Source organism: uncultured Stenotrophomonas sp. (genome assembly GCF_963519125.1).
In the GTDB taxonomy this organism is placed as follows: Bacteria; Pseudomonadota; Gammaproteobacteria; order Xanthomonadales; family Xanthomonadaceae; genus Stenotrophomonas.
In genome coordinates this window covers 1-10,923 of sequence record NZ_CAUQLJ010000046.1, presented here as the reverse complement: position 1 = coordinate 10,923, position 10,923 = coordinate 1, and the positions used below count along the sequence as shown (strand labels likewise).

Genomic DNA, 10,923 nt, shown 5'->3' with positions numbered 1-10,923 from the left:
CGGGGGGGGCCGGGGGGGCCCGTCTTCATGGGGGGGACGGGGCCCGCCACACCGGGGGGGCAACGGGCGTTGGGCCCGCCGCGGCGGCCACCGGCCCAGGCCACATGGCCGGCGCTGCGGGCGGCGCGGCCGGCACCGGCACGGGAACCGCTGCCGGTGCGCCGGGTCCGGGCGGTGTGGCGGCTGACGCGGCCGATGCTCCAGCCGACACCCTCCGTCCGCCACCGGTACCGGTGGACAGCAGCGCCGTGCATGCCACCCTGGCCAAGCTGCAGGCGCAGGCCGCCGGGGTCCGCCGCAGCATGGCCGACCTGCACAACGCTCTGCTGGCGCAGATGCGCGCCGAGCACGGCCCGCAGGCCAGCCTGACGGTGAAGGACACCGACACCTTCGACCTGCTGGACATGCTGTACGGGCAGATCCACCGGGAGGTCCGTCCCGATGCGGCCGCAGCCGACCTGCTGACCCGCCTGCAGGTGCCGGTGGCACGCGCGGCGCTGTCCGACCCGGCGTTCTTCGTCCGCGACCAGCACCCGGCGCGCGAGCTGCTCAACGCGGTGGCCGAAGCCGGTGCCAACTGGCTGGGCGAAGACGATGTCGATCCGCAGCTGGTGCAGAAGCTGGACCGCGCCGTGGACAAGGTGGTCACCGACTACGAAGGCGACGCGGCGGTTTTCGACGCGGCCAATGAAGAGATCCAGCAGCACTTCCGTGCGCTGGCGCACAAGGCCGAGCTGGCCGAGCGCCGGCATGTGGAGGCGGCGCGCGGCAAGGAACGGCTGGAGTCGGCCAAGCAGCAGGCAGGCGCAAGCATCGAGCAGCTGTGCGCCCAGGCATCGCCGCCGCGCTTCGTGCAGTCGCTGCTCAAGCAGGCCTGGTCGGACGTCCTGACCCTGACCCTGCTGCGCAACGGCGAAGGCTCCGAGCAGTGGCACGCGCGCGAAAAGGAAACCGCGCGCATCGCCGAGGTCACCTGCCAGCCGCCGGGCAGCGCCGAAAGCGATGCCGAGCTGGGTTCGCAGGTGGAAGCGGCGCTGCTGCAGGTGGGTTACCACCAGGACGAGGCCTCGGCGATCGCCCGGCGCCTGTCCACGCCGGGCGGCGAAGACGAGGCCAGCTCGCGCACCGAACTGACCGCGCGCATCCGGGCGCGTTCGCGGCTGGGTGAGCAGGCCGAAGGCACGGAAGCCCGGCGCGAGGCGCCGCTGGCGCGCACCCCGGCCGAGGAAGATTACTACCGCCAGCTGCGCACGCTGCCATTCGGCACCTGGTTCGAGTTCACCACCAACCAGCAGGGCGACATGCGTCGCCAGCGCCTGTCCTGGTACAGCCTGATCACCGACAACGCGCTGTTCGTGAATCCGCGCGGGCAGAAGGTGGCGGAGCATTCGCTGGACGGTTTGGCCCGCTTGATGGCACACGGCCAGGCGCGGCTGGTCAGCGAAGGCAAGAGCCGCCTGATCGACCGGGCCTGGCAGGCGACCCTGCGTACCCTGCGTTCGCTGGCCGGCACCCCGGCCCCTGCGGAGTCTGAAGCATGAACGACGACACCCGCCGCGCGCCGCGCCGCAACGTCAACGACCAGGTGCCGGTGACCGACACGCTGGCCGAAGCCGTGATCGGGCGCTTGGGCAACATTTCCGAAACCGGCATGCTGATGCTGTGCTCGGTGCCGATGAACGAAGATGCGCTGTACCAGATGCGCTTCGCCATTCCCGGCGCGAATGGGCAGCCGCAGACCCTGGACGTGGGCGTGCACCTGCTGTGGAACGAGCCCAGCCATGTCACTGGGCAAAGCTGGGCCGGCTTCCGCTTCCTGACCCTCAGCCGCGAGCACAAGGAGCAGCTGCGGGCGTGGATCGCCGAGGAATCTTCGGCGGTCTGAGTGCCGGTTCCGGCACAGCACGCGCTGGCCGATTGCGGCAGAATCAAGGGCTGCATTCCGCACTGCCTGATGAGCCTCCGCGATGAACCAGCCCGACCTTGGTGCCCTGTATTCCCAGCACGTGCGCGTGCTCTGCCAACGCGCCGACCAGGCGCTGGCACGCGGGGGATTCGATCATCTGGTGATTCCCAGCGGCACGCTGCATTACCAGGCGTTCGATGACCGCGATTATCCGTATGCGGTGAACCCGAACTTCAAGGCGTGGCTGCCGCTGACCAAGGTGCCCAACAGCTGGGTGGTGTACACGCCGGGGCAACGCCCGAAGGTGATCTTCCACCAGCCGTTCGACTACTGGCACGTGGTGCCGGACGCGCCCAACGGCTGGTGGGTGGAGCATTTCGACATCGAGATCATCCGCACGGCCGACGAGGCGCTGGCGCTGCTGCCGCGCGATGCGGCGCGCTGCGCGATCCTGGGTGAGCGACAAAGTGCGATGGGCGCGTTCGTGCCGAACAATCCGGAGCCTGTGATCCATTACCTGGACTGGCACCGGGCGTACAAGACGCCGTACGAGATCGCGCTGATGCGCGAGGCGCAGCGACTGGGTGTGCGCGGGCATCGCGCGGCGGAGGCGGCGTTCCGTGCGGGCGCGAGCGAGTTCGAGATCCACATGGCGTATTGCCGTGCGGTGGGCCAGGACGCCAATGAGCTGCCGTACGGCAACATCATCGGATTGAACGAGCATGCGGCGGTGCTGCATTACACGGACCTGGGACGTACGCCGCCGCAGCCGCTGCGCAGTTTCCTGATCGACGCGGGCGCGAGTGCGTTCGGCTACGCGAGCGACATCACGCGTACGTATGCGGCGGCGGGCCACGATGAGTTCCAGGCGATGATCGAGGCGGTCGACGCGGCGCAGCAGCGGATGGGCGCGGGGGTGCGCGCGGGTGTTGATTACAAGCAGCTGCACGTGGACGCGCACGTGTCGCTGATGGGCATCCTGAAGGACTTCGGGGTGCTGAAGGTGTCGCCGGAAGCGGCGCTGGCGACGGGCGTGAGCGCGGCGTTCTTCCCGCACGGCCTGGGCCACCTGATCGGGCTGCAGGTGCACGACGTGGCGGGCTTTGCGGCGAGCGACAAGGGCGGCCGCGTGGAGCGTCCGGACGGTCACCCGTACCTGCGCCTGACGCGTTCGCTGGAGCCGGGCATGGTGGTGACGATCGAGCCGGGCGTGTACTTCATCGACATGCTGCTGGACGAGGTGAAGCAGCGCGGCCATGCCGACAGCATCGACTGGAACCGAGTGGACTTCTTCCGTCCGTACGGCGGCATCCGCATCGAAGACGAAGTGCTGTGCACCGAGGGCGATGCAGACAATCTGACGCGTCCTGAGTTTGCGAAAGCCTGACGTCGACAGGATGCCGTAGAGCCGGGCTCTGCCCGGCTGCTGTTGGATTCAGGCGAACAGCCCTCGGCTGAGGCGTTCCCTGGTGTGGGGCCGGCGGGCGGGGGGTACGGGACACGCCTTAAATCTCCCGTTAGGCTCGGGCGGCACATCCATGTGCCTTCACGGTCCCGTACCCCCCACCCGCCGGCCCCTCGATAGTGCGTCGGTGGCCACGGGAAACGCGGATGCCGGGCAGAGCCCGGCTCTACGAGCGATGCGCCTTCTGCATCTCCGCTTCAATCTCGTCTGCGCTGCGCGCCAATGCCGCGGTCAGCACGTGGTGGCCGTCATCGGTAATCACCACATCGTCTTCGGTGCGGATGCCGATGCCGCGCCAGCGCGCTTCCACGCTGGTGTCGTCGGCGCTGATGTACAGGCCGGGCTCGATGGTGAAGGCCATGCCGACTTCGAGCATGCGTGAGTCGCCTGCCAGGCGGTAATCACCGACGTCGTGCACGTCCAGGCCGAGCCAGTGGCCGGTCTTGTGGCGGTAGAAGCGCTGGTAGTGACCTTCGGCGATGTTCTCTTCCAGCGTGCCCTTGAGCAGGCCGAGACGCAGCAGGCCTTCGGTGAGGGTCTGCACGGCCGCGAGGTGGCCGGCTTCATAGGCGGCGCCGGGCCGGGCTTCGGCCAGTGCGGCAGCCTGCGCTGCGCCGACCAGGTCGTGCAGCGCGCGCTGCTCGGCGGTGAAGCGGCCGTTGACCGGGAAGGTGCGGGTGATGTCGCTGGCGTAACCGCGGAACTCCGCACCGGCGTCGATCAGGACCAGCTCGCCGTCGCGGCTGCGCGCGTTGTTGGCGCGGTAATGCAGGATGCAGCCGTTGCTGCCGGTGCCCACGATGCTGCCGTACGCCGCCCATGCGTCGTTGGCGCGGAACACGCGTTCCAGGTCGGCCTGCAGTTCGTATTCGTGGATACCCGGTCGCGCGGCGTGCATGGCGGCGCGGTGCGCCTGCACGGTGATGTCGGCGGCGCGCTGCATCAGCGCAATCTCCGCATCGGACTTGAACAGCCGCTGTTCGTGCAGCAGGTGGCCGAGCTCGAGGAATTCGTGCGGTGGCTGCGCGCCGTGGCGCACCTGGGAACGCACGCGGTTCACCCAGCCGATCAGCTTCAGATCGAACTCGGCGTCGCGACCAAAGTGGTAGTAAACGCGCGAACGGCCTTCCAGCAGGCCCGGCAGGATGTCGTCCAGATCGTCGATCGGATACGCGTCGTCCATGCCGTACTGCGCCACCGCGCCTTCCTGGCCGGCGCGGGCGCCGTCCCATGCTTCGCGCTCGGCGTCGCGCTCGCGGCAGAACAGGATCACCTCGCCATGGCGGCGGCCCGGGATCAGCACCAGCACCGCGTCCGGTTCCGGGAACCCGCTCAGGTACCAGAAATCGGAGTCCTGGCGGAACGGGTAATGCGTATCCAGGCTGCGCACCCGCTCGGAGGCGGCCGGCAGCACCAGGATGGCGTCATCGCCGGCCATCTCCATCAGCTGCTGGCGGCGGCCGGCGTACTCGGCGGCGGAAATGCCGGTCAACGCGTGGTTGTCCATCTCAGTTCAGGCGCTGCCGGTGGCGCGCGGCCATGACGCAGTCGCCGTGCAGCAGCAGGGCCGCCACGCGGATGAATTCTTCGATCTCGGCGAGCGCGTCGTCGTCGTCATCGTTGCCGCTTTCGAAGTCCTCGCTCGACGCCTGGGCCAGCTTGGCCAGGTCGGTGAGCGCTTCTTCGCCTTCCTCGGACAGGGGCGGCCGCTTGCTGCCCGCGCCAAGGCCGAAACCGCCGAGGAACGCGCGCGCCCAGGTGAACAGCGCATCGGCCTGCGCGGCGGTGTCGTCGCTGTCGGTCAGCAGCAGCTCGAAGGCGAAGTCGCGGTCTTCCAGCTGCGCCACGCTGGCGATCCGCAGCTGGTCCAGCGCATCGCCCTCGACCGGGGTCGGCGCATTGTCGTCGGCCAGCACCCGCGCCGGCCATTCGCGCACGGGGGCGCCGCCGGCCGACAGCCAGCCGCACAGGCCGCCGTGCAGCTCGGCTGCATTGGCACCCAGGCCGGCCGCCTGGCTGGCCTGGTTCACGTCGTTGACACTCGGAAGTTCGGTCATTTCAAGGCTCGATCTGGTGGGGCGCCCGGACAGCCGGCGACCACGGGGTGGCAGCGCCACAGTGTATCAATCCACCGGTGTTCATTATTCGCTTGACCGGCTCCAGCTCCCTTGCCTATCGTGCCGGACATGGAACCTTCCGATGCCATCGCCCAGCTACAGGCCTTTGCCGCCCGGGTGGAGGCGTTGCTGGAGCGCAACCAGCGCCTGGCCGAGGAAAACCGCAGCCTGCGCCACCAGCAGGAGACGCTGGTCAACGAGCGCTCGCAGCTGCTGGCCAAGAACGAGCAGGCCCGCTCCCGGGTGGAAGCGATGATCACCCGGCTCAAATCGCTGGAGCAGCACACATGAGCCAGAACGAACCGGTCAGCGTCCGCATCCTGGATCGCGAGTACACGGTGGGCGTGGGCGCGGACGAACGCGAAAGCCTGACCGCCGCCGCACGCCTGCTCGATGCCAAGATGCGCGAAATCCGGGGCAGCAACCGCATGGCTGCGGTCGACCGCATCGCCGTGCTGGCCGCGCTCAACCTGGCGCATGAGCTGCAGCAGCTGCGTGATGACCACGCGCGCCAGGCGGTGGCCCTGCAGCAGACGCTCGCCGATCTGAACAGGCGCCTTGATCGTGCCATCGACGGCGCGTGATCTGCCCTTCATTGTTCTGAATTGGCCTGTAATCCTACCGACGAACGGGGTATCCGATTTCGCCGCGTTGGCTATAATGACCTCGCGTTCTCTGCTGTGAACGACGGCGTGTGCAAACATTCGCCTTGTCCCTTAATTACGACCACGGGTGCGCGACGGCGCCGGGAGTGCAGGTCCGCCTTGTAGCGGGAAGCCCGAAGGAGTCCCAGCGTACCCACTTGAACCCCGGGTTCAAGGTCGTTTCGCACGCATCGTCACCGCGGAGAATGCAGTATTCCTGCAAGAGCGACGTTCCATCGGGACGTCGCTCTTGTTTTATCCGGCCCCAACGGACCCAGGCATGACCGACCCGCGCTCCGCACTGCGCCAGCAGTTGCGCCAACGCCGCCGAGACATTCCCGCCGCGCAGCGCCTGGCCGCCGCCGAACAGCTCGCCGATGCTTTGCTTGCCCTGCCCTTCGCGCCCACTCGCGGCCACGTGGCCGGGTACTGGGCACTGGATGGCGAGATCGCCCTGCACCGCTGGCAGATGCGCCTGCCCGACACCGTGACCTACTGCCTGCCGGTGCTGGACGGCGACACCCTGCGCTTCGCACCGTGGCGCCCGGGCCAGCCGCTGACCGCCAATCGCTTCGGCATTCCCGAACCCGACGTTGCCGTTGACGACACCCTTGCACCGGCGCAGATGGCGCTGGTGGTGGCGCCGCTGGTCGGCTTCGACACGCACTGCCGGCGGCTGGGCATGGGGGGCGGCTGGTATGATCGCAGCTTCGCATTCCGCCAGCAGCGCCCGGCCCCACCGTGGCTGGTCGGCGTCGGGTTTTCGGTGCAGCAGGTCGACGACCTGCCGGTGCAACCCTGGGACGTTGGCGTGGATGCGATCTGTACCGACGCCGCGACCCTTTTCCCCGTACCGAACGATCCCGAATGACCGCACGCAAGCGCTACTGGCTGATGAAGTCCGAACCGGACGCCTTTTCCATCGATGACCTCAAGCGCGTGGGCCAGGAACCCTGGAACGGCGTGCGCAACTACCAGGCGCGCAATTTCATGCGCGACGGCATGAAGGTCGGCGACGGCATCCTGTTCTACCACTCCAATACCAAGGTACCCGGCATCGTCGGGCTGGCCACGGTTGCCACCGAAGCCTACCCGGACGACACCCAGTTCGATCCGAAATCCGACTACTACGATCCCAAGGCCACCCGTGAAACCCCGCGCTGGCTGCTGGTGGACGTGGCCTTCGAGCGCAAGCTGCGCGACACCATTTCGCTGGACGAGATCAAGCTGCACGCCGACGCGCTGGGCGAAGGCTTCGCGCTGACCGCGCGCGGCAACCGCCTCTCGATCATTCCGGTGACGGCCGCGCAGTGGAAGCTGCTGCTGTCGCTCGAAAAGCACTGACCCCTTTCCCGTACGAGTTTCCCGCCATGTCCGAAGCCAAACGCCTCGCCGCAGAGAAAGCCCTGGAATACGTCGAAGACGGCATGATCGTCGGGGTCGGCACCGGCTCCACCGTTGCCTACTTCATCGATGGCCTGGCCCGCATCCAGCACCGCATCAAGGCCACGGTCTCCAGCTCCGAGCAGAGCACCGCGCGCCTGCGCCAGCACGGCATCGAAGTGCTGGAGCTCAACCACACCGGCAACCTGTCGCTGTACGTGGACGGCGCCGACGAGTGCGACGGCAACAAGAACCTGATCAAGGGCGGTGGCGCCGCGCTGACCCGGGAGAAGATCATCGCCGAGGCCAGCGAGCGCTTCGTGTGCATCGTCGACCCGAGCAAGCAGGTGCCGGTGCTGGGCCGCTTCCCGCTGCCGGTGGAAGTGATTCCGATGGCACGCAGCCTGGTCGCGCGCCGGATCATGGACATGACCGGCGGCCAACCGGCCTGGCGCGAGGGGGTCATCACCGACAACGGCAACCAGATCCTGGACATCCACCATCTGCAGATCACCGACCCGGTGGCACTGGAGCGCGAGCTCAACCAGCTGCCCGGCGTGGTCTGCGTGGGCCTGTTCGCCCGCCGCCCGGCCGACGTGGTGATTGTTGGCGGCGAACCGCCGAAGGTGTTCTGATAACCCCCGCCGGCACGTCCGTGCCGGCGCCTGCCCGAGGGACTGCCCATGCGCTTGATGCGTCTGCTGTTGCCGTTGCTGTTGCTGCTTACCCTGTCCGGCTGCGCCAGCACCGGCACCAGCCATTGGGTGGAACTGGGCGGCGCCCGTTACCAGGTCGAACTGGCCACCAATGACGAAACCCGCGCGCGCGGGCTGATGTTCCGCGATGAAATGCCGGCCGACCACGGCATGCTGTTCCTGCACGACCGCCAGGAGCTGCAGGCGTACTGGATGAAGAACACGAAGATCGCGCTCGACATCCTGTACTTCGATGACCAGCGCCGGCTGGTGACCCAGCAGCGCGACGTGCCGCCGTGCTCGGCCGGCGACCGCTGCCCGCCCTATCCCAGCAGCGGCCCCGCCCGCTATGTGCTGGAGCTGAACGCTGGCCAGGCCGAAAAACTGGGCCTGCAGGACGGCGCCCAGCTCACCTTTGGTCCCGGCATCGCCGACCAGCCCTGAACGCCCTGCGGTGGCGGCGTTGTTTTCACGCCGCACCGCTTGAATCGCACCGCGTTTGTCGCCAGTCTGTCTCCATGCAGGGGCACATGACATTGCCGGCGTGGGACTCCCTGGCCGAACTGGACGACGAGGCGCTGCCCCTGTTGCCGACGGCCCTGCTGATCGCGCGTGATGAGTACCCCGACCTGGACCCGCAGGTCTACGACGCACTGGTGCAGAGCCACGCCGACCACCTGCGCGGCGAGGTGGAAACCATCGCACACTGGCCGCTCAAGATCGCGGCGGTCAACCGTCATCTGTTCGACGAGCTCGGCTATGGCGGCGATCACGGCGAGTATTACGACCCGCGCAACAGTTACCTCAACCAGGTGTTCGAACGCCGGCTGGGCAACCCGATCTCGCTGGCGATGGTGCAGATGGAAGTGGCGCGGCGGCTGGGCATTCCGCTGGACGGTGTGTCGTTCCCGGGGCACTTCCTGGTGCGGCTGCCGGTCGACGACGGGATGCTGGTGATGGACCCGTTCAATGGCGGACGCCCGCTGGACGTGGACGAGCTGCGTGAGCGCGCGCGCTCGCACCTGGGCGGGGAAGCGCCGGACGACCAGGTATTGGCACAGATTCTGGACGCGGCCCCGGCGCGCGCGATCCTGATGCGCATGCTGCGCAACCTGCACGGGGTCTATGCCGAACGCAGCGAGTGGGACCGTGCCGCGCGCAGTGCCGACCGCCTGCTGAAGCTGGCCCCGGAACAGGACGATGCCCTGCGCGATCGGGGGCTGGCCTACCTGCAGCTGGATTACGAAGCCGGCGCTCGCCACGACCTGGGGCTGTACCTGCAGCGCAATGGCCAGGCCAATGACGCGCAGTGGGTGCGGGAGAAATTGATCGAGATGGGTGGCCGGGTGCCGCGGTTACATTAGTCGATCTCGACCATTTCGAAATCGTCCTTGGTCACGCCGCAGTCCGGGCAGGTCCAGGTGTCGGGCACGTCTTCCCACGCGGTGCCCGGGGCGATGCCCTCTTCGGGCAGGCCGTCGGCCTCCTTGTAGATGAAGCCGCAGACAACGCACATCCAGGTGCGGAAGGTGGTGGCAGTGGCGTCGGTCATCGGATAATCAGGCGTTGGACAGTACGGTCATAGGCCATTGTCCCACTCCCGCCGCGCTACCGGTAGCCATCGATGACAGCTCCTGCTTCCCCGTCCGCGCCCGTGCGCGGCGTGTACCTGATCACCCCCGACGACGCCGACACCCCCCGCCTGCTGGCCCGCGTGGCACCGCTGCTGGCGGCCGGCCCGACCTGGCTGCAGTACCGCAACAAGACCGCCAGCACCGAGCTCCGCCACGAGCAGGCGCTTGCCCTGCAGGCGCTGTGCGCCGCGCATGGGGTGCCGCTGATCATCAACGACGACCCGGCGCTGGCCCTGGCGGTCGGCGCGGCCGGCGTGCACCTGGGCGGCACCGATGGCGACGTCGGCGCGGCACGCGCCCTGCTCGGCCCCCAGGCCATCATCGGTGCGTCCTGCTACGACCAGCTGGAGAACGCCCAGCGCGCGGTGGCCGCCGGGGCCAGTTACGTGGCCTTCGGTGCGTTCTTCCCGACCACCACCAAGGTCACCCGCAGCCGCGCCCATCCGGACCTGCTGCGGCAAAGCGCCGCACTCGGGGTGCCGCGGGTGGCGATCGGGGGTCTGACGCCGGACAATGTGGCCCCGCTCATCGGCGCCGGCGCCGACCTGCTGGCCGTGGTCAGCGGCGTGTTCGCCGCCGCCGACCCGGTCGCCACGCTGCGCGCCTACCTCGCCCGTTTCCAGGAACCTTCCGCATGAACCACGACCAGTCCCACACCCTGTTCACCCGCGCCCAGGCCCTGCTGCCGGGCGGCGTCAATTCGCCGGTGCGCGCGTTCAAGTCGGTGGGCGGCGAGCCGTTCTTCGTCGAGCGCGCCGACGGCCCGTACCTGTATGACGTGGACGGCAACCGCTACATCGACTACGTGGGCTCGTGGGGGCCGATGATCGTCGGTCACAACCACGCCACGGTACGCCAGGCGGTGAAGCAGGCGATCAACAACGGCCTGTCGTTCGGCGCGCCGTGCGCGGCCGAGGTGACCATGGCCGAGACCCTGACGCGGCTGGTGCCGTCGTGCGAGATGGTGCGCATGGTCAACTCCGGCACCGAGGCGACCCTGTCGGCGATCCGGCTGGCGCGCGGTGCCACCGGCCGCAACCGCATCGTCAAGTTCGAAGGCTGCTACCACGGCCACGGCG

15 protein-coding genes and 1 other RNA gene are annotated in these 10,923 nt (G+C 68.4%); 13 read left to right on the top strand and 3 right to left on the bottom strand.

The window, feature by feature from the left end; all coding sequences use genetic code 11:
- From RYM47_RS19470 to pepQ, 3 genes are all read left to right on the top strand, one after another.
- The coding region (locus tag RYM47_RS19470; protein WP_343229874.1) for a DUF1631 family protein at positions 1-1,541 on the top strand (1,541 nt) is incomplete at its 5' end.
- A complete protein-coding gene (locus RYM47_RS19465) occupies positions 1,538-1,885 on the top strand; it encodes a PilZ domain-containing protein (RefSeq protein WP_070207374.1) in 348 nt (115 codons plus the stop codon). The genes RYM47_RS19470 and RYM47_RS19465, both read left to right, overlap by 4 nt.
- Before the next feature lie 82 nt (positions 1,886-1,967).
- Complete coding sequence (gene pepQ / locus RYM47_RS19460) at positions 1,968-3,293, top strand: Xaa-Pro dipeptidase (protein ID WP_315390156.1); 1,326 nt, start codon at positions 1,968-1,970, stop codon at positions 3,291-3,293.
- Positions 3,294-3,537: 244 nt separating this feature from the next.
- Here pepQ and RYM47_RS19455 read toward each other — a convergent pair whose 3' ends face one another.
- A complete protein-coding gene (locus RYM47_RS19455; protein ID WP_315390155.1) occupies positions 3,538-4,878 on the bottom strand; it encodes an aminopeptidase P N-terminal domain-containing protein in 1,341 nt (446 codons plus the stop codon).
- Position 4,879: 1 nt separating this feature from the next.
- A complete protein-coding gene (locus tag RYM47_RS19450) occupies positions 4,880-5,428 on the bottom strand; it encodes a UPF0149 family protein (RefSeq protein WP_315390154.1) in 549 nt (182 codons plus the stop codon).
- A gap of 129 nt (positions 5,429-5,557) precedes the next feature.
- On the opposite strand from RYM47_RS19450, the gene RYM47_RS19445 reads away from it, so the two are divergent.
- The 8 genes from RYM47_RS19445 to RYM47_RS19410 all read left to right on the top strand — a co-directional run bounded on the left by RYM47_RS19445 (position 5,558) and on the right by RYM47_RS19410 (position 9,574).
- Positions 5,558-5,779, top strand: a complete 222-nt coding sequence (locus RYM47_RS19445; RefSeq protein WP_070207332.1) for a TIGR02449 family protein — start codon at positions 5,558-5,560, stop codon at positions 5,777-5,779.
- Complete coding sequence (locus RYM47_RS19440) at positions 5,776-6,072, top strand: cell division protein ZapA (RefSeq protein WP_102945157.1); 297 nt, start codon at positions 5,776-5,778, stop codon at positions 6,070-6,072. The genes RYM47_RS19445 and RYM47_RS19440 overlap by 4 nt, the downstream gene beginning before the upstream one ends.
- Before the next feature lie 85 nt (positions 6,073-6,157).
- A non-coding RNA gene (gene ssrS / locus RYM47_RS19435) (6S RNA) lies at positions 6,158-6,342 on the top strand.
- Between the two features lie 70 nt (positions 6,343-6,412).
- A complete protein-coding gene (locus tag RYM47_RS19430; protein WP_315390151.1) occupies positions 6,413-7,003 on the top strand; it encodes a 5-formyltetrahydrofolate cyclo-ligase in 591 nt (196 codons plus the stop codon).
- Positions 7,000-7,476: an EVE domain-containing protein gene (locus RYM47_RS19425; protein ID WP_070207329.1), complete on the top strand. Its 477-nt coding sequence runs from the start codon at positions 7,000-7,002 to the stop codon at positions 7,474-7,476. The genes RYM47_RS19430 and RYM47_RS19425 overlap by 4 nt, the downstream gene beginning before the upstream one ends.
- Positions 7,477-7,502: 26 nt before the next feature.
- Positions 7,503-8,150, top strand: coding sequence for a ribose-5-phosphate isomerase RpiA (rpiA, locus tag RYM47_RS19420; protein ID WP_315390149.1), 648 nt, complete (start codon positions 7,503-7,505; stop codon positions 8,148-8,150).
- Positions 8,151-8,198: 48 nt separating this feature from the next.
- Positions 8,199-8,654 (top strand): DUF192 domain-containing protein, encoded by a 456-nt coding sequence (locus RYM47_RS19415; protein WP_315390147.1) that lies wholly within the window; start codon positions 8,199-8,201, stop codon positions 8,652-8,654.
- Positions 8,655-8,728: 74 nt separating this feature from the next.
- On the top strand, positions 8,729-9,574 hold the full coding sequence (locus RYM47_RS19410; RefSeq protein WP_315390145.1) for a SirB1 family protein: 846 nt from the start codon (positions 8,729-8,731) through the stop codon (positions 9,572-9,574).
- Here RYM47_RS19410 and RYM47_RS19405 read toward each other — a convergent pair.
- Entirely contained in the window at positions 9,571-9,762 is a 192-nt protein-coding gene (locus tag RYM47_RS19405; RefSeq protein WP_070207325.1) for a rubredoxin, read from the bottom strand. The genes RYM47_RS19410 and RYM47_RS19405 overlap by 4 nt on opposite strands.
- Positions 9,763-9,834: 72 nt before the next feature.
- On the opposite strand from RYM47_RS19405, the gene thiE reads away from it, so the two are divergent.
- Entirely contained in the window at positions 9,835-10,482 is a 648-nt protein-coding gene (gene thiE, locus RYM47_RS19400; protein ID WP_315390142.1) for a thiamine phosphate synthase, read from the top strand.
- Positions 10,479-10,923 (top strand): aminotransferase class III-fold pyridoxal phosphate-dependent enzyme (locus RYM47_RS19395; RefSeq protein WP_315390140.1); only part of this gene is annotated, 445 nt, incomplete at its 3' end. The genes thiE and RYM47_RS19395, both read left to right, overlap by 4 nt.